This is a genomic window from Pseudogemmobacter hezensis, from assembly GCF_013155295.1.
GTDB lineage: Bacteria > Pseudomonadota > Alphaproteobacteria > Rhodobacterales > Rhodobacteraceae > Pseudogemmobacter > Pseudogemmobacter hezensis.
On the sequence record NZ_JABJXT010000002.1, the window covers coordinates 202,579 to 220,065 of the forward strand.

Annotated in this window: 16 protein-coding genes; 13 read left to right on the forward strand and 3 right to left on the reverse strand. The window is 61.7% G+C overall.

Features of this window, described 5'->3' with window-relative positions; translation table 11 throughout:
* Window positions 1-109 precede the first annotated feature (109 nt).
* From dnaJ to HOY34_RS02960, 3 genes are all read right to left on the reverse strand, one after another.
* A complete protein-coding gene (dnaJ, locus tag HOY34_RS02950; RefSeq protein ID WP_172359834.1) occupies window positions 110-1,264 on the reverse strand; it encodes a molecular chaperone DnaJ in 1,155 nt (384 codons plus the stop codon).
* A gap of 69 nt (window positions 1,265-1,333) precedes the next feature.
* Window positions 1,334-3,244, reverse strand: coding sequence for a molecular chaperone DnaK (dnaK, locus tag HOY34_RS02955; protein ID WP_172359835.1), 1,911 nt, complete (start codon window positions 3,242-3,244; stop codon window positions 1,334-1,336).
* Window positions 3,245-3,550: 306 nt separating this feature from the next.
* Entirely contained in the window at window positions 3,551-4,375 is an 825-nt protein-coding gene (locus HOY34_RS02960) for an ABC transporter permease (RefSeq protein ID WP_172359836.1), read from the reverse strand.
* 273 nt (window positions 4,376-4,648) lie between these two features.
* Between HOY34_RS02960 and cysQ the strand changes: the two genes are divergently transcribed.
* The 13 genes from cysQ to HOY34_RS03025 all read left to right on the forward strand — a co-directional run bounded on the left by cysQ (window position 4,649) and on the right by HOY34_RS03025 (window position 17,433).
* Window positions 4,649-5,452 carry a 3'(2'),5'-bisphosphate nucleotidase CysQ gene (gene cysQ / locus HOY34_RS02965; protein WP_172359837.1) on the forward strand — a complete coding sequence of 268 codons (804 nt, stop codon included), beginning with the start codon at window positions 4,649-4,651 and terminating at the stop codon, window positions 5,450-5,452.
* Window positions 5,453-5,750: 298 nt separating this feature from the next.
* Entirely contained in the window at window positions 5,751-6,650 is a 900-nt protein-coding gene (locus tag HOY34_RS02970; protein ID WP_172359838.1) for a UTP--glucose-1-phosphate uridylyltransferase, read from the forward strand.
* 21 nt (window positions 6,651-6,671) lie between these two features.
* On the forward strand, window positions 6,672-7,778 hold the full coding sequence (locus HOY34_RS02975) for a glycosyltransferase family 2 protein (RefSeq protein ID WP_172359839.1): 1,107 nt from the start codon (window positions 6,672-6,674) through the stop codon (window positions 7,776-7,778).
* 309 nt (window positions 7,779-8,087) lie between these two features.
* The gene (locus HOY34_RS02980; protein WP_172359840.1) at window positions 8,088-9,098 is read left to right on the forward strand and encodes a glycosyltransferase family 2 protein; all 1,011 of its coding nucleotides are present in this window, start codon (window positions 8,088-8,090) and stop codon (window positions 9,096-9,098) included.
* A gap of 83 nt (window positions 9,099-9,181) precedes the next feature.
* On the forward strand, window positions 9,182-10,861 hold the full coding sequence (locus tag HOY34_RS02985) for a DUF5927 domain-containing protein (RefSeq protein ID WP_172360014.1): 1,680 nt from the start codon (window positions 9,182-9,184) through the stop codon (window positions 10,859-10,861).
* Window positions 10,862-10,867: 6 nt separating this feature from the next.
* Window positions 10,868-12,310 (forward strand): sulfotransferase family protein, encoded by a 1,443-nt coding sequence (locus HOY34_RS02990; RefSeq protein WP_172359841.1) that lies wholly within the window; start codon window positions 10,868-10,870, stop codon window positions 12,308-12,310.
* 149 nt (window positions 12,311-12,459) lie between these two features.
* Window positions 12,460-13,074, forward strand: a complete 615-nt coding sequence (locus tag HOY34_RS02995; protein WP_172359842.1) for a ribonuclease D — start codon at window positions 12,460-12,462, stop codon at window positions 13,072-13,074.
* Window positions 13,055-14,023: a KpsF/GutQ family sugar-phosphate isomerase gene (locus tag HOY34_RS03000; RefSeq protein ID WP_172359843.1), complete on the forward strand. Its 969-nt coding sequence runs from the start codon at window positions 13,055-13,057 to the stop codon at window positions 14,021-14,023. Before HOY34_RS02995 ends, HOY34_RS03000 begins: the two co-directional genes overlap by 20 nt.
* 74 nt (window positions 14,024-14,097) lie before the next feature.
* The gene (gene lptC, locus HOY34_RS03005; protein ID WP_172359844.1) at window positions 14,098-14,775 is read left to right on the forward strand and encodes an LPS export ABC transporter periplasmic protein LptC; all 678 of its coding nucleotides are present in this window, start codon (window positions 14,098-14,100) and stop codon (window positions 14,773-14,775) included.
* Complete coding sequence (locus HOY34_RS03010) at window positions 14,772-15,314, forward strand: LptA/OstA family protein (protein ID WP_172359845.1); 543 nt, start codon at window positions 14,772-14,774, stop codon at window positions 15,312-15,314. The genes lptC and HOY34_RS03010 overlap by 4 nt, the downstream gene beginning before the upstream one ends.
* Before the next feature lie 10 nt (window positions 15,315-15,324).
* A complete protein-coding gene (lptB, locus tag HOY34_RS03015) occupies window positions 15,325-16,104 on the forward strand; it encodes an LPS export ABC transporter ATP-binding protein (protein ID WP_172359846.1) in 780 nt (259 codons plus the stop codon).
* A gap of 244 nt (window positions 16,105-16,348) precedes the next feature.
* Window positions 16,349-16,924 (forward strand): ribosome hibernation-promoting factor, HPF/YfiA family, encoded by a 576-nt coding sequence (gene hpf, locus HOY34_RS03020; RefSeq protein ID WP_172359847.1) that lies wholly within the window; start codon window positions 16,349-16,351, stop codon window positions 16,922-16,924.
* Window positions 16,925-16,968: 44 nt separating this feature from the next.
* A complete protein-coding gene (locus HOY34_RS03025; protein WP_172359848.1) occupies window positions 16,969-17,433 on the forward strand; it encodes a PTS sugar transporter subunit IIA in 465 nt (154 codons plus the stop codon).
* The last annotated feature ends 54 nt before the right edge of the window (window positions 17,434-17,487 follow it).

The window sequence follows — 17,487 nt, forward strand, 5'->3', positions numbered from 1 at the left end:
TGATGGTTTATAAATTCCTAACAAACGCGCCGCCTGCCAGAAATCCCCCGTAATAAAAACGGGCCGCCCCCGGCTGGAAGCGGCCCGAATTACCGATGCAAAGGCCTGATCAGCCCTTCATCCCATCCCAGAAGCCTTTGACCTTAGAGAAGAAGTTCGACCCTTCCGGGTTGTTCTCCTCTGAGAGTTTTTCGAACTCGGTCAGCAGTTCTTTCTGGCGCGATGTCAGGTTCACCGGGGTCTCGACCCGCAGCTCGATCACCATATCGCCGGTGCCGCCGCCGCGCAGAGCGGGCATGCCCTTGCCGCGCAGGCGCATTTGCTTGCCCGACTGCGCCCCTGCAGGCACTTTGACCCGGCTGCGCCCACCGTCGATCGTCGGCACCTCGACCTCGCCACCCAGCGAGGCGCGGGCCATCGAAATCGGCACCGGGAAGAACAGATGCACGCCGTCGCGCTGGAAGAGCGCGTGCTCTCTTACCTCGATAAAGATGTAGAGATCGCCCGAGGGACCGCCGCGCAGGCCCGCCTCGCCCTCACCGGCCAGCCGGATCCGGGTGCCAGTTTCGACGCCGGGCGGGATATTGACCGAGAGCTGACGATCCTTCTCGATCCGCCCCGCACCATGGCAGTTTTTGCACGGATTTTTGATGATCTGGCCAGTCCCGGAACAGGTGGGACAGGTGCGTTCAACCGTGAAAAAGCCCTGCTGCGCCCGAACCTTGCCCATGCCTGAACAGGTCGGACAGGTCTGAGGTTCAGCCCCGCCCTCGGCACCGGAACCGTGGCAGACATCACATTGCACCGAGCCCGGCACTGAGATCGTCTTATGGACGCCCTTCCAGGCCTCTTCCAGCGTCACCCGCAGGTTATAGCGCAGATCCGAGCCACGTTGCGCACGTTGCCGCCCGCCACCGCCGCCCTGACCGCGACCGCCCATGAAATCGCCAAACAGATCCTCGAACACATCCGAGAAGGCGCTGGCGAAATCGCCCTGCTGGTTAAAACCGCCGCGCTGGCCCCCGCCGCCCATGCCGCCCTCAAAGGCCGCATGGCCGAAACGGTCATAGGCTGCCTTCTTCTCGGCATCCTTCAACACGTCATAGGCCTCGTTCACCTCTTTGAACTGAGCCTCGGCATTGGGGTTGTCAGAGTTGCGGTCGGGGTGCAGCTCTTTCGCCTTCTGGCGATAGGCTTTCTTCAATTCGTCGGCACTGGCCCCACGGGATACGCCGAGAACCTCGTAGTAGTCGCGTTTTGCCATAGCAAAAGACCTCTCCTGACCGGAGAAGGGCGACCCGTCGGGCCGCCCCCATTCCCGGTCAAAACGGAATTACTTCCGCTTGTTGTCGCCCAGATCCTCGAAGTCAGCATCGACGATATTGTCATCATCGACCGGACGCGCGTCCCCCTCATCATCGCCACCGGCTTCACCAGCCTGGGCTTTGTAGATGGCTTCGCCGAGTTTCATCGCGGCTTCGGTGAGGTTCTGGATGCCCGATTTGATCTTGCCGGCATCCTCGCCTTTCAGCGCCTCTTCCAGCGGGACCATCGCAAATTCAATCGCCTCGACGGTGGAAGGATCGACCTTATCACCATGTTCTTTCAGCGATTTCTTCGTCGAATCGAGCAGGCTTTCACCCTGGTTTTTGGCCTCGACCACCTCACGCCGTGCTTTGTCGGCATCGGCATTGGCCTCGGCGTCGCGGACCATTTTCTCGATATCCTCATCCGAAAGACCGCCGGACGCCTGGATCGTGATCTTCTGCTCACGATTGGTGCCTTTGTCTTTCGCGGAAACCGAGACGATGCCGTTGGCGTCGATGTCGAACGTCACCTCGATCTGCGGCACGCCGCGCGGGGCGGGCGGGATCTGTTCCAGATTGAACATGCCGAGGATCTTGTTGTCCGCGGCCATTTCACGCTCGCCCTGGAAGACGCGGATGGTCACAGCCGACTGATTGTCCTCAGCGGTCGAGAAAACCTGCGACTTTTTGGTCGGGATCGTGGTGTTGCGGTCGATCAGACGGGTGAACACGCCGCCCAGCGTCTCGATGCCCAGCGAAAGCGGGGTCACGTCCAGCAGAACCACGTCTTTGACGTCGCCCTGCAGAACGCCAGCCTGAACAGCAGCGCCCATCGCCACGACTTCGTCGGGGTTCACGCCTTTATGCGGCTCTTTGCCGAAGAATTTGGTGACCTCTTCGATCACGCGCGGCATCCGGGTCATACCACCGACCAGAACCACCTCATCGATATCATCCTTGGACAGGCCTGCGTCTTTCAGCGCAGCCTGGCAGGGCTTCATCGACTTGACGATCAGATCGCCGACCAGGCTTTCCAGCTTGGCACGGGTCAGCTTGACCACCAGGTGGAGCGGCTGGCCAGTGTTCTTGTCCATCGAGATGAACGGCTGGTTAATGTCGGTCTGCGAGGACGAGGACAGCTCGATCTTGGCCTTTTCAGCAGCCTCTTTCAAACGCTGCAGCGCCATCTTGTCCAGCGTCAGATCAACGCCGTGCTCTTTCTTGAACTCATCGGCCAGGAACTGGACGATGCGCATGTCGAAGTCTTCACCACCCAGGAAGGTGTCACCATTGGTGGACTTCACCTCGAAGAGGCCGTCGTCGATCTCAAGGATGGTGATGTCGAAGGTACCGCCGCCGAGGTCATAAACCGCGATGGTCTTGGTCTCTTTCTTGTCGAGGCCGTAAGCCAGCGCAGCCGCGGTCGGCTCGTTGATGATGCGCAGCACTTCGAGGCCAGCGATCTTGCCGGCATCTTTGGTGGCCTGACGCTGAGCGTCGTTGAAATAGGCGGGAACAGTGATCACAGCCTGGGTGACGGTTTCACCGAGGTAGGATTCTGCGGTTTCCTTCATCTTTTGCAGGATGAACGCCGAGATTTGCGAGGGCGAATATTTCTCGCCGCGCACCTGGACCCAGGCGTCGCCATTGCCAGAATCGACAATGTCATAGGGAACCAGTTTTTTGTCTTTTTCCACTTCGACATCGCCGATACGGCGGCCGATCAGGCGCTTTACCGCGAAAACGGTGTTCGAGGCATTAGTGACAGCCTGACGCTTGGCGGCCTGGCCGACCAGGCGCTCACCCTCGGTGAAGCCGACGATCGAGGGCGTGGTGCGTGCCCCTTCCGAATTTTCGATAACGCGCGGCTGCGAGCCATCCATGATAGCAACGCAAGAGTTGGTCGTACCGAGGTCAATACCGATGACTTTGGCCATATTTGCATCCCTTTCTTCAGGCGATCTCCCCCGTGTCTTGCCCGGAAACTTCGGCACAGGAGCGGGGTTATGGAATGGATCGGATGTCCCGCCCTTCGATGGGTCACCCGTTGATGGGGCGTATATAGGCAGGGCGATTTACGCCTGCAACGGGCCTGCAACAGAGTCTGCGGCGATTTTTCACAATCCTGTGCCAGATCTGCATGCAATTTGCCGCCACAGCCCATTCACGGCCTGCCCCCGGGCAGAAAATATCCACCAGAGGCCGGCCTGTCGCGGCAGCAGGCCGGTCAGCTGCAGCAGGGATCAGCGCCGCTTGCCCCAGCTGGCCGATGCGTATTTGCGGGTGAAAAATTGCCCCATCAGCCCAATCATCAGGCAGATCAGCATCGCCCAGATCGGGTATTCGATATTGGTATAGCGCGGCTGATAGTTCAGAAAGATATGGCCCCGCCCCTGGTCAATCGTATGGTAAAGCGGGTTCCAGTCGAATTTAGAGCGCATCCAGCTGGTGGCCTGATTGGCCAGAAACATCTTGCCAGAGGCAATCATATTCGCCCGCTGATAGATTGTTGCCAGAATACCGACCAGATCCGGGTTCCATGGCTTGGCGGCATAGAAAATCAGTCCGATCGCCGCGCCAGAGGCCCAGGACAGCACGAACATGCCCAATGTTCCGACCGGGTCATAGATGGTGATCGGTCTCATCAGGGCGTGATAGGCAAAGAGGATCACCACTGCGGCGAAGGTCTGTTTGTAAAGCGCTGCAAGCGCCGCCGAAACAACCGCGATGATCGGGTTCATCGGCGCATGCATCATCATCGCCGAGGCCGGACCATCCGCGCCAGACACCGCCCCCAGGGCCTTTACATGGGTCAGGAACATGAACACCCCTGACATCACATAAAGAATAAAGTCCCCCCGAACCGCCAGCCGGCGCATGCCCAGCACGTCAAACATGACCACAAAGATCACCAGGACCAGCGCCGCCTGCACCACATTCATCACCATTGCGGTGACGGCATTGGAATGCGTGCCGCGCAACTGGCGCACCGTTGCGTGATAGATCACCTCAAGCAGCTCAAAGCCGCCCGACATACGGCTGGTTCGCTTCGCCTGCGGTCGAAACATAGAGGAAGTCCTTGCTCTTTCGTTCGATGCATCCCCGGATCGGGTATGCCCTGCGTCAACGCGCCCGCCATTCTCTGCGCTGTCTGCGCCTGTACCTGGCCCATACCCGCACCTGGCCTGTAATAGTGCCGGATCCGGGGCAGGATATAGGAATTATCGCAGCAAATCCTTGCCGATCTCTTTCGCGCCCAGGATAAAGACCCTCAACACCCATGGCAATATTCGCGGCAACCGGCCAGATCATCCCTTTTTGTCGCAGATCCGGAGTATTTTATGAATTTCGATCATCTGACATCCGTCATCCGCCGCCTTGCCCTGGAGGCCGGGGATCGGATCATGGAGATCTATAACGGCCCCGATTTCGAGGTGAAGGCCAAAGGCGATTCCAGCCCGGTGACCGAGGCTGATGAGGCCGCCGATGCGCTGATCTCGGCCGGGCTGCGCCTGGAATTTCCCGATGTGACCCTGATCACCGAGGAACAGGCCGCCAGCCATGCGCTGACCGCTTCGACCTTCCTGATCGTTGATCCGCTGGATGGCACCAAGGAATTCGTGCAGCGCCGGGGCGATTTCACCGTCAATATCGCCTATGTCGAAAACGGCGTCCCGCTGCGCGGCGTGGTCTATGCCCCGGCCAAAGGGCGGCTGTTCTACACGCTCGCCGATGGGCAAGCCGTGGAAGAGACAGGCGATTTCGACAAAGCGACGCCCGGCCCCGTCACACCGCTGCAGGTCAGCCAGACCCCCGACAATCAGGCGCTGCTGGTGGTGGCCTCAAAATCGCACCGGGATGCGGCGACGGATGCCTATATCAATCTTTACCAGGTCGCCGATTCGAAAAGCGCGGGCTCCAGCCTGAAATTCTGTCTGGTCGCCACCGGCGAGGCCGATCTCTATCCGCGCCTTGGCCGCACCATGGAATGGGACACGGCCGCAGGTGATGCCGTCCTGCGCGGTGCGGGCGGCGAGGTGCTGCATTTCGACACCCATGCCGCTTTGACCTATGGCAAGCCGGGCTGGGACAACCCCTTCTTCATCGCCCGCGCCCCGAAAGTCGTGCTGAAAAAGCCGGTCTGAGCACGCCAGGAGACCAGTCAGACCCGCCCTCTTCCATCCCGCAGGGGTCGGATGGGGCCCGTTGCACAAGGGAAACGGTCGCCGGACCTCGCGCGATCGTTTCCGGTGTCGCAACAGTATTCATCTCGACAAACGGCGCGCTTCGGGAAAGACTGGCGAAACCTGGCGCTTTTTCCCCCATCATTTCAGCAATTTTTCGCCTAAAGACATGCCAAGGCCTGAATCAGGACAAATTGTTCTGGGATGGCAGCCAATGAAGGTGCAAGAGCCGCACCGCAAAACCATACGAGTAGCGAACATGAAGCCCAAAAAGGTCACCAAGGCTGTTTTCCCCGTCGCCGGCCTCGGTACACGTTTTCTTCCGGCCACCAAGTCGATCCCGAAAGAGATCATGACGCTGGTCGACCGCCCGCTGATCCAATACGCGATTGATGAGGCGCGCTCGGCCGGGATCAAAGACTTCATCTTCGTCACCTCGCGCGGCAAATCGGCGCTGGAAGACTATTTCGACACCGCCCCCGAGCTGGAAAATGCGCTGAAAAAATCCGGCAAGGAACAGCTGCTGGAAGTGCTGAAATCCACCAATATGGATTCGGGTGCCATCGCCTATCTGCGGCAAAATCGTCCGCTGGGCCTGGGCCACGCGGTCTGGTGCGCCCGCAAGCTGATCGGCGACGAGCCTTTCGCCGTGCTTTTGCCCGATGACGTGATCGCGGCCGAACGGTCCTGCCTTGGCCAGATGGTCGAGGCCTATGAGGAAACCGGCGGCAATATGGTTGCGGCGATGGAAGTGGCCCCGGAAAAGGCCTCGTCCTATGGTGTGCTCGATATCGGTGAGGATATGGGCGCGGTCGTTCGCGCCAAGGGCATGGTTGAAAAGCCGCCTTTGGGCGAGGCGCCGTCGAACCTGGCGGTGATCGGCCGTTACATCCTGTCGCCCAAGGTGCTGCAGAACCTGAACCGCCTGAAACAGGGCGCAGGCGGAGAGATCCAGCTGACCGACGCCATTGCCGAGGAAACCGGCGCTGACGGCACCGGGGTCTATGGCTTCCGCTTCCGCGGCATGCGGTATGACTGCGGATCGAAGGCCGGCTTCCTGCAGGCCACCGTCGCCTTTGGCCTGTCGCGCCCTGATTTGCGCGATGAGTTCTCGGCCTATCTGCATGATATGATCGCGCAACTCAAAGCCGCTGAGTAAGCGGATGGGGGCGCTCTGACCATGGGGGCGGGCCGCAATTCCCGCCCTTCGGGCTATAGCATCGGCGACGCCCCGGCCAGCCGCCCCGGCCAGCGTTTTTTGCAGCCGGGCCTGCTGGGAAATCTGTGGCAGGCCTGGCGGCTGCGCAATCGGCGCCGCGCCCTGCTGGCCCGGGCGCTGCGCAAACGGCGCGAGCTGAGGCGCGTCACCAATCACACCGCCAGCATCCGCAAGGGCGCGATCCTTTGCGCCATGGTGGTTCGCAATGAGGCCAACCGCCTGCCCTGGTTCCTGGACCATCATCGTGCCCTGGGTGTTAACCATTTCCTGATCATCGACAATGACAGCACTGACAGCACGGCAGCGCTTTTGCGCGATCAGCCGGATGTCTCGCTTTGGTCCACCACTGGCTCTTACCGGAAATCGCGCTTCGGGCTGGACTGGCTGAACTGGGTGCTGATGCGGCACGGCAATGGCCATTGGTGCCTGGTGCTGGATGCCGATGAGCTGCTGGTCTACCCCTGGCATGAGACGCGGCCCCTGCCCGCGCTGACCGGATGGCTGGACAGCCAGGGCCTGGCGGCCATGCCCGCGATGATGCTGGATCTTTACCCCGAGGGCCCGCTGGGCCAGCACCCCTATACGCCCGGCTCTGATCCGCTGCAGCTTTTGCAATGGTTCGACAGCGGCAATTACAGCCTGCAGGTGCAGCCGCAGCTGCGCAATCTGTGGATCCAGGGCGGCCCCCGCGCCCGCAGCTTTTTCGCCGATGATCCGCGCCGTGCCCCCACGCTGAACAAGATCCCGCTGGTCAAATGGTCCTGGCGCTATGCCTGGCTGAACTCGACCCATTCGCTGCTGCCTGCGCGGCTGAACCACACCTATGCCCGGGATGGCGGAGAGCTGATCTCGGGCGCATTGCTGCACACCAAATTCCTGCCCGAGATCATCGAAAAATCCGCCGAGGAAAAAGAGCGCCGCCAGCATTTCGCCGATCCCACCCGCTTTGGCGATTACTATGACGGGCTGATCGCCGCGCCACAGCTGAAAACCCCAGAGTCAAAGCGCTATTCCGGCTGGCGCCAGCTTGAGGCGCTTGGCCTGCTGTCACGGGGAGGCTGGGTCTGAAATGCCGCAAAAAGCCGGTCCTCACGCCCTGTGGCAGCGGCGCCTCCTGGCAGAATGTTTACTTTCCAACGGCATTTCTCTAGGTGTTTCCAAAATTATTTCTTTGTCAGAAACAACTTCAACCCAGGCATTCAGCAGAGCCGTGCAATTTCAACCCTCAGCCCAGGATGCCGCTCAGAATTCGGCACGCCAGACAGCCCCCATCAGCAGCCAGCCCGCGCTGTCGGTCCCGGCACTGTCAGTCCCGGCACTGGCGGCCTGTGATGGCGTTTTGGGTATCCGCGGCGTCTTTGCGGCAGGGGCCACAGCATGAGCCTTGCGGGTTCCTATCGCCTGCGGTTGCGGCGCAAACGGCTGCTGGCAAAGGCGCTTTTGCATCAGCGGGATCTGCGTCCCGTCAAACTGCGGGTTGAGACGATCCGGCGCAACACTGTGCTTTTGTTCTGCACCCTCAGGAATGAGCGCGTCCGCCTGCCCTGGTTCCTGCAGTATTACCGCGATCTGGGCGTCGGGCATTTTCTGTTTGTTGACAATGACAGCGATGACGGCAGCCGCGAATATCTGGCCGGGCAGCCCGATGTCTCGCTCTGGACGACCAAGGCCAGCTACCGCTCCAGCCGGTTTGGCATGGACTGGATCACCGCGCTTTTGCGCCGCTATGGCCATGGCCACTGGTGCCTGACCGTGGATGTCGATGAGTTCCTGATCTACCCGTTTTGCGAGACGCGCCCCCTCAGGGCGCTGACCGACTGGCTGGATACCAGCGGCATTCGCGCATTTTCGGCGATGCTTCTGGATATGTATCCCAAAGGGCCGATCCAGGATCAGCCCTACCGCGAGGGGCAGAACCCCTTCGAGATCGCCGAGTGGTTCGATTCCGGCAATTACACGATCAGCCGCAACTGGGGTTATGGCAATCTGTGGATCCAGGGCGGGCCGCGCGCCCGAACCTTCTTTGCCGATGATCCGAAATCCGCCCCGGCGCTGAACAAGATCCCGCTGGTGCGCTGGCACAGATCCTATGCCTATATCAGCTCTACCCATATGCTGTTGCCGCGCGGCCTGAACCTGGCCTTTGACGAATGGGGCGGAGAAAAGGCTTCTGGCTGCCTTCTTCATGCCAAGTTCCTCGATACATTTGCGCTGAAGGCACAAGAGGAAATGGCGCGGGGCGAGCATTACGCCGACAGCCGTGAATACAAAGCCTATCTTGAGGGGCTGAAAGAGCAGCCCGATTTCTGGTGCAAATGGAGCGAGAAATACATCAACTGGCGCCAGCTGGAAATTCTGGGCCTCATGTCAAAGGGGAACTGGGCATGAGCACGGGGCAGGGCATCAGCACGGGGCAAAGCACCAATACCGGGCAAGGCACCAATGCCGGGCAGGGCAGCCTGGGGTTTGTCATGCTGTGCCACACTGCGCTGCACCGCGCAGGCCAGGTGGCGCGTTACTGGGCCGAGCGCGGCTGCCCGGTGGTGATCCATGTCGACAGCTCAACCCCGGATGCCAAATACAACCAGATGCGAGAGGCACTGGCCGATCTGGCCAATATCCGCTTTTCGCCGCGCCATATCTGCGAATGGGGCACCTGGGGGATCGTGGCCGCAACCCAGGAAGCCAGCGAGATCATGCTGCGCGACTTCCCCGGCGTGCGTCATGTCTGTCTTGCCTCAGGCTCGTGCCTGCCGCTGCGCCCGGTGGATGAGCTGCGCGAATATCTTGACGCCCGCCCGCGCACCGATTTCATCGAAAGCGTTACCACCGCCGATGTCGGCTGGACGGTGGGGGGACTGAACGCCGAACGCTTTACCCTGCGCTTCCCCTTTTCCTGGCGCACGAACCGCTGGCTTTTTGACACCTATGTCGAGCTGCAGCGCCGTCTGAAGGTAAAGCGCAAACTGCCGAAAAATCTGGTGCCGCATCTGGGCAGCCAATGGTGGTGTCTGACCCGCCAGACGCTCTCTGCGATCCTCGAAAGCCCGCAGCGAAAGGCTTTTGACGCCTATTTCCGCCGGGTCTGGATCCCGGATGAAAGCTATTTCCAGTCGCTGGCGCGGCTGTTCTCGGCCAATATCGAAAGCCGCTCGCTGACGCTGTCGAAATTCGACTATCAGGGCAAGCCGCATATCTTTTACGATGACCACCTGCAGCTTTTGCGGCGCTCGGACTGTTTTATCGCCCGCAAAATCTGGCCGCATGCGCATAAATTATACGCGACCTTCCTGCATCCCGATGCCGCCAGCCACCCGCGCGCAGAGCCCAATCCCGGCAAGATCGACCGCCTCTTCGCCAAAGCGGTTGAACGGCGTATCGCAGGCCGCGCCGGGCTTTACATGCAGTCGCGCTTTCCCAACAGCGAGCTGGCCAATGGCCGCACCGCCGCGCAATACTCGGTTTTCGAGGGTTTCGCCCAGCTGTTTGAGGATTTCGACACCTGGCTTTCCAGGGTCTCGGGCACCCGTGTCCACGGCCATATCTTCGCGCCCGAGCGGGTGGAATTTGCCGGGGGCGAGACAGTCTATAACGGCTCGCTCAGCAATTCCGCCCGGCTGCGCGACTATAATCCGCGCAGTTTCCTGACCAGCCTGATCTGGAACACCCGTGGCGAGCGGCAGTGCTTCCAGTTCGGGCCGCGCGACAATCAAACGATCATTCCCTTTATCGCCGGCGATCCGAATGCCCAGATTTCGGTTATTTCCGGCGCGTTCTCAGTGCCCCTGTTCCAGTCAAACCTGAATTTCAGCGAGATCAGGGCCGAGGCCGCCCGGCTTCAGCGCATTGAGGCCGAAATGCTGACCCTGTTGCGGGCCCCCGATGTGAAGGCCCGGGTGCGGGTGTGGAATCTCGCGGAATTCGTCGAAAATCCGATGGAGCCGCTGCAAATGATCGTTGACGAAATCAGCCCGCGCTCGCTGCGTCGCCTGACCGAGGTGCCACGGCTGACCGATCTGACCGGCTTTGGTCAGTTCCTGCAAAACCTGCGCAACCAGGGCATGAAGCCCGAGCTGATGGGCGATTTCCCCGCCGGGGGCGAGATGCCCGGCCCCGGAGGCCGCCGCCAGCGCCCCTATCTGGTCAGGTAAAGCCAGATGCCAGATGTGAAATCCGCGGCCCGGCCGCGCTTTACCTCATTCGTGATGCTGGCCGAGATGCGCACCGGCTCGAACTTCCTTGAGGCCAATCTGAACTGCTTTGACGGCATCACCTGCCATGGTGAGATGTTCAACCCGCATTTCATCGGCGGCCAGAAAAGCCATGAGATGTTCGGCTTTGATCTCGCGGCGCGAGAGAAGGATCCGCTTGGGCTGTTGCGGGCGATGCGGGCGCAAACCCCGGGCCTGTCGGGCTTTCGCTATTTCCACGATCACGACCAGCGCATCCTGCCTGTGGTCATGGATGATCCGCAATGCGCCAAGATCATCCTGACCCGCAACCCGCTGGAAAGCTATGTCAGCTGGCAGATCGCACGTGAAACCAATCAGTGGCGGCTGACCAATATCAAGAACCTGAAATCCGCCCGTATCCGCTTTGATGCAGGCGATTTCGAGACCCATCTGCAGACCAGCCAGGAGCATCAGATCCACCTGCTGCATCTGCTGCAAACCTCTGGGCAGACGGCGTTTTACCTTGATTATGAAGATATTCGGGATGTCGATGTCTTGAACGGTCTGGCCGCCTGGCTGGGCAGTGAGGCCCGTATCGAGGCGGTGGATGACCGGCTGAAAAAGCAAAATCCCGGCCCGATCGCCGCAAAGGTGACCAACCCCGAAGAGATGGAGGCGGCGCTTTCACAGCTGGACCGCTTCAACCTTGGCCGCAGCCCGAATTTTGAGCCCCGCCGCAATGCCGCCGTGCCCTCATTTCTGGCGGCAAAGACGGCGCCGCTTTTGTTCCTGCCGGTCAAAGGCGGGCCGGTTGAGGCGGTGTCGGCCTGGCTGGCCGCGCCCTGGCAAGGCACGCGTGCCGCTGACGCCGGGCTGATCGGTGATTTTGGCCGCAAATCGCTGCGGGAATGGCAAGAGGCCCATCCCGGCTATCGCAGTTTCACCGTGTTGCGCCACCCGCTTTTGCGCGCCCATCAGGCCTTTTTGACCCTGATCGTCAGCGGGCGACTGAATGAACATCGCAACGCGCTGATCCGCGCCCATGATGCGCCGCTGCCCGGCAAGGGCCGCGCCTTCGCGGACATTGATCAGCATCGCAGCGCCTTTCTGGCCTTCCTGCGCTATGCGAAGCTTTCCCTCAGCGCTCAGACCGGCCTTCGCGTCGATCCGCATTGGGCCAGCCAAAGCGCGGTCTTGCAGGGTTTTGGCAACCTTCTGTTCCCCGATCTGCTGCTGCGCGAGGATGACCTGGCCCGGGGCCTTGGCTTTCTGGCCGCAGGGTTTGGCGAGGCCCCTGCCCCTGTGTCAATCGACCCAGCCCCCGCAGCCGCCCTGGATGAAATCTGGACCCCCGAGCTGGAAGAGGCCGCCCGGGACGCCTGGGCCCGCGACTATACCGCCTTCGGCTTTGCCCCCTGGAGGGGCTGAGCCCTCAGCCCCATCCCGCCGATCCCTGCTTTGCGGCGGTTGACCGAAGGGGGCGGGGCCACTAATTCCGGGGGCAGCCCCGCAACAGCCTCTGGCCGCGCATTGCGGGCGATACTCCGCCCGAAAGCAAGCCCCCGAAAGCCCGTATAGTGACCATTCACCTGCATCAGAACGACCTGCCCGACGGGCTGACCCTTGGCCCCGTGGTCGCCATCGACACCGAGACCATGGGCCTCAATCCGCGCCGCGACCGGCTTTGCGTGGTGCAGCTTTCTGCGGGGAATGGCGATGCACATCTGGTGCAGATCGCGATTGGCCAGACGGCGGCGCCCAATCTGACGCGCCTGCTGACCGATGAGAATGTGCTGAAACTGTTCCATTTCGGGCGCTTTGACATTGCCGCGCTGAAACGCGCCTTTGGGGTGACGACGGCCCCGGTCTGGTGCACGAAAATCGCCTCGAAACTGGTGCGCACCTATACTGATCGCCATGGGCTGAAATATCTGCTGGCCGATATGGTGGGGGTTGATGTCTCAAAACAGCAGCAGACATCCGACTGGGGCGCGGCCGAACTGACAGCGGCGCAAAAGGACTATGCCGCCTCGGATGTGCTTTACCTGCACCGCCTGAAAGCCGCGCTTGAGGAAAGGCTGATCCGCGAGGATCGGCTGGCCCTGGCTGAGAAACTCTTTGCATTTCTGCCGGTTCGGGCTGAAATGGATCTGCTGGGCTGGGATGACCTGAATGACATCTTCCACCATTGATCCTGCCGCGCTGATCGCCACAGGGCGGCGCGTCATCACCCGCGAGGCCGGTGCGCTGGCGGCGCTGGCGGAAACGGTCGGCCCGCGTTTTGCCGATGCGGTGGCGCTGATCCTTCAGGCCAGCGGGCGGGTGATCGTCTCTGGCATGGGGAAATCCGGCCATATCGGCAAGAAGATCGCCGCGACCTTCGCCTCGACCGGCACGCCCGCGCAATTCGTGCATCCGGCTGAGGCCAGCCATGGCGATCTGGGCATGATCACCCAGGGCGATGTGATCGTGATGCTGTCGAATTCCGGCGAGACGCCCGAGCTGGCCGATATGCTGGCCCATGCCCGGCGCTTTGCCATTCCGCTGATCGGGATTGCCGGGCGCGAGGGATCGACCCTTTTGCGTGAGGCGACGGTCGCGCTTTTGCTGCCGACCGTACCCGAGGCCTGTGAGACCGGGATCGTGCCCAGCACCTCGACCACGATGACGCTGGCCCTGGGGGATGCGCTGGCGATTGCCCTGATGGAGCATCGCCACTTCACGCCCGAGCACTTCCGCACCTTCCATCCCGGCGGCAAGCTGGGGGCGAAACTCTTGCGGGTGCGCGATCTGATGCATGCAGATCCGCCGATGGTTGCGCCCGATACCCCGATGCCCGACGCGCTGATTGCGATGACGCGGGCGGGGTTCGGCGTGGTGGGCGTGGCCGCGCCCGATGGCCACCTGCTGGGGATCATCACCGATGGCGACCTTCGCCGCCATATGGACGGGCTTTTGTCGCATAAGGCCAGTGAGGTGATGACCGCCAATCCGCTGACCGCGACGCCGCAGATGCTGGCGGTCGAGGCGCTCGGGCTGATGAATGCCCGCAAGATCACCTCGCTGATGGTGCAGGGCGAAGGCGGGCGGGCCGAGGGGATCGTGCATATCCATGACTGTCTGCGCGCGGGTGTGGCCTGAGATGCGCCAACCCCTGCCCCATACCCGGCTCCAGATCAGGCCCCATACCCGGCCCCGCCCATATCGGAGCCACCATGCCCAGAGCTGATCGCCATTCCCGCCTTGTCGGCTGGCTGAAGGTGGCGCTGCCTCTGTCGGCGCTGGCGCTGCTTTCGACGATGTTTCTGCTGGCCGACCGGATCGATACCGATGCCGCGATCCATTACGCCCAGGTCGATGTCGAGGATCTGGCCCGCGATCCGCGCATGACCACGCCGACCTATGCCGGGACCACCTCGGACGGGGCGGCGATCACCATGACCGCCACAGCCGCCCGGCCTGCAACCGGCACCCGCAGCGCCGGGGCCAGTGATGTCACCGTGCGCCTTGATATGCCCGGCGGTGGCAGCACCGATATCCGCGCCAAAGAGGCGGTTCTGGATACTGCCGCCAGCCAGCTGCGCCTGACGGGTGGGGTCGGGATAGACACCTCCAGCGGCTATCATATCGTGACCGATGTGCTGACGGCGGCGCTGGACCGCTCTGGCGCGAAAAGCGAGGCCCCGGTCAATGCCACCGGCCCGCAGGTCACGCTGACGGCCAACAGTTTTTCCCTGCAGCGCCAGGACAAGGCCACAGGAGAACAGGACGCGCAACCCAAAGTGGAAAGCGCGGATACAAATGCCGTTACCCCCTATCTTCTGGTTTTCTCAGGCGCGGTAAAGCTGGTATATGAGCCCGGCGGCCCCCGCCGCGAAACGGATGCACCATGACCCTGAACGCGCCCATCCATAAGACACGCCCCCTGCAAAGCCGCGCCCGCGCTTTTGCATTGCTGCTGACCCTGGCAGCGGCGCCGCTGCTGGCGCCCGGCGATTTGCTGGCCCAGGGTGCGACCATTGCCTTCGGCCCGATGACCCAGGACACCTCGCTTCCGGTTGAAATCAAGGCCGATACGCTGGCGGTCAACAATGCCGATGGCTCGGCGGTGTTTTCCGGCAATGTGCTGGTGGGCCAGGGTGAGATGCGCCTTGCTGCAGCTGAGGTGCGGGTGGAATATGCCGCTGACAGCCGCGCCATCCGCAGGCTGCATGCAACAGGCGGCGTGACCATCGCCAGCGCCCGTGATGCCGCCGAAGCCTCCGAGGCGGTCTATGAGATCGACAGCGGCGTGGTGGTGATGACCGGGAATGTGCTTTTGACCCAGGGCGCCAGCGCGCTTTCCGGCCAAAAGCTGACCATCCGCATGAAATCGGGCACCGGCGTGATGGAGGGCGGCGTTTCCACCACCTTCCTGCCCGGCGCGAACTGAGCCGCGCATCATGGTCCTGGCCGATACCGTCACCCCGCCCGCAAAGCCCGCCGTTGCCACCGACGGCACCGGGCTGCAGATCCGCGGGCTGCGCAAAAGCTATAAGAAACGCCCGGTGATCCGCGATGTGACGATGGATCTGCGCCAGGGCGAGGTGGTGGCGCTTTTGGGGCCGAACGGCTCTGGCAAGACCACCTGTTTCTATTCCATCGCAGGCCTTGTCACCCCCGAGGGCGGCAAGGTTCTGATCGACGGGCGCGATGTCACGGCGCTGCCGATGTACCGCCGGGCACGGCTGGGGATCGGCTATCTGCCGCAGGAGGTCTCGATCTTTCGCGGCCTTTCGGTTGAGGACAATATCCTTGCCGTCCTGGAAATCGCCCATTCCGACCGCCGCAAGCGCCGCGAGCGTCTTGAAGAGCTGCTGTCCGAGTTTTCGATCACCCATCTGCGCCAGGCTCCGGCTCTGGCGCTGTCAGGGGGCGAGCGGCGGCGGGTTGAGATCGCCCGCTGCCTGGCGGCCGATCCGAAGTATCTGCTGCTGGACGAGCCCTTCGCCGGGGTCGATCCGATTGCCGTCAATGAGATCCGCCACCTGGTTCAGGATCTGAAGCTGCGCGGCATCGGCGTGCTGATCACCGACCACAATGTCCGTGAGACGCTCAGCATCGTTGATCGCGCCTATATCCTGCATGACGGCAAGGTTCTGATGTCGGGCACCACCGACGAAATCGTGAAGGACGAAACCGTCCGCCGCGTCTATCTGGGCGAAAATTTTCGTATGGTCTGAACCATTTGCGTAAACTCTTGCCGGTTAAGCAGTGATTCTGTTGACAGCCCGCCCGCGCTGTCACCAAATGGTCATATGAGCGCAAGCATTGCCCACCGCATGACAGGTCCGGGCGGCCATCCATGGCCCCGCCGCCTTGCGGTTTTCCCCATCCATACCCAGTTCGGAAAGATGCCCGGTTCGCAGACCCGGATGCGGTGAGCGCATGTGCACCACATCCGGCCCATGAAGCAGAGGAGACATCATGCGCTACCAGATCAGCGGAAAACAGATTGATGTGGGCGAGGCTCTGACCACCCATGTGAAATCCGAAATCGGCGAATTGATCGAGAAATACGCGCAGCGCGCCACCGACTGCGTGGTGGTATTCTCGCGCGCGGCCCACGAATCCGTCTGCGAAACCACCATCCATCTGGCCACCGGGCTGAATGTCTCGGCCAAAGGCAGTGCGACAGAGATCTACGCCGCCTTTGAAAGCTGCCGCGAGCGTCTGGACAAGCAGGTGCGCCGCTATAAACGCCGGTTGCGCAACCACAACAGCAATCGCAAGGCCCCGGTTGAATTCGGTGCCGCATCGTCCTATATCCTCGCCCCATCCGAGGATGTCGAGGATGCCGAACCAGAGACGCTTGCCCCCGTGGTGGTCGCCGAGATGGAGACGAAGATTCCTTCGATCACCGTCGGCGAGGCTGTGATGCAGATGGAACTGGCGGGGCAGAAAATGCTCGTATTCCGCAACGAAGGCCATGGGGGCGTGAATGTCGTATATCGTCGTGATGACGGCAATATCGGCTGGATCGACCCTCGCAACAGCCGCTGACGGGCAATAGCCCCGCGGCGTGACCACAGGATTTCTGCAGTCTCATGGAACTTTCCAGTCTACTTGTCCCCTCTGCTGTCCGCGTTGTCAGCCAATTCACCTCTAAGAAACGTCTCTTTCAGGAATTGGGGGAAATCGCGCAATCGGCCTGGGGCATCCCTGCCGATCCGGCAGTGGATGGGTTGCAGGAACGTGAGACTCTGGGTCCAACCGGCGTGGGGCATGGCATCGCCCTGCCCCATGCGCGGATTGAAGAACTTGACCGGATCGCCGGAATTTTTATCCGGCTGGAAAAGCCGCTGGATTATGACAGCGTCGACCGCCAGCCGGTCGATCTGATCTTTTGCCTGCTGGCCCCCAAGGATTCCGGCGTCGATCACCTGAAGGCGCTGGCCCTGGTCAGCCGCACCATGCGCGATCAAAGCGTGGTGTCGAAGCTGCGCTCGAACCCGGATCCGGCCAAGCTGCATGCGATCCTGATCGAAGCACGCAGCACGCAGGAAGTCTGAGCCCCGCCAGACGGCCGCAACGCAGGCCAAATCCCATCCAGCGCATACCGCGCG

Excerpts from the sequence above, each read along its gene's own strand:
- HOY34_RS02960 (WP_172359836.1), bottom strand. The coding sequence starts at position 4,375 with ATGTTTCGACCGCAGGCGAAGCGAACCAGCCGTATGTCGGGCGGCTTT.
- HOY34_RS02985 (WP_172360014.1), top strand. The coding sequence starts at position 9,182 with ATGCTGTGCCACACTGCGCTGCACCGCGCAGGCCAGGTGGCGCGTTAC.
- HOY34_RS02970 (WP_172359838.1), top strand. The coding sequence starts at position 5,751 with ATGAAGCCCAAAAAGGTCACCAAGGCTGTTTTCCCCGTCGCCGGCCTC.
- HOY34_RS02975 (WP_172359839.1), top strand. The coding sequence starts at position 6,672 with ATGGGGGCGGGCCGCAATTCCCGCCCTTCGGGCTATAGCATCGGCGAC.
- HOY34_RS03000 (WP_172359843.1), top strand. The coding sequence starts at position 13,055 with ATGACATCTTCCACCATTGATCCTGCCGCGCTGATCGCCACAGGGCGG.
- lptB (WP_172359846.1), top strand. The coding sequence starts at position 15,325 with ATGGTCCTGGCCGATACCGTCACCCCGCCCGCAAAGCCCGCCGTTGCC.
- HOY34_RS02990 (WP_172359841.1), top strand. The coding sequence starts at position 10,868 with ATGCCAGATGTGAAATCCGCGGCCCGGCCGCGCTTTACCTCATTCGTG.
- dnaK (WP_172359835.1), bottom strand. The coding sequence starts at position 3,244 with ATGGCCAAAGTCATCGGTATTGACCTCGGTACGACCAACTCTTGCGTT.
- cysQ (WP_172359837.1), top strand. The coding sequence starts at position 4,649 with ATGAATTTCGATCATCTGACATCCGTCATCCGCCGCCTTGCCCTGGAG.
- dnaJ (WP_172359834.1), bottom strand. The coding sequence starts at position 1,264 with ATGGCAAAACGCGACTACTACGAGGTTCTCGGCGTATCCCGTGGGGCC.
- hpf (WP_172359847.1), top strand. The coding sequence starts at position 16,349 with ATGCGCTACCAGATCAGCGGAAAACAGATTGATGTGGGCGAGGCTCTG.
- HOY34_RS02980 (WP_172359840.1), top strand. The coding sequence starts at position 8,088 with ATGAGCCTTGCGGGTTCCTATCGCCTGCGGTTGCGGCGCAAACGGCTG.
- HOY34_RS03025 (WP_172359848.1), top strand. The coding sequence starts at position 16,969 with ATGGAACTTTCCAGTCTACTTGTCCCCTCTGCTGTCCGCGTTGTCAGC.
- lptC (WP_172359844.1), top strand. The coding sequence starts at position 14,098 with ATGCCCAGAGCTGATCGCCATTCCCGCCTTGTCGGCTGGCTGAAGGTG.
- HOY34_RS03010 (WP_172359845.1), top strand. The coding sequence starts at position 14,772 with ATGACCCTGAACGCGCCCATCCATAAGACACGCCCCCTGCAAAGCCGC.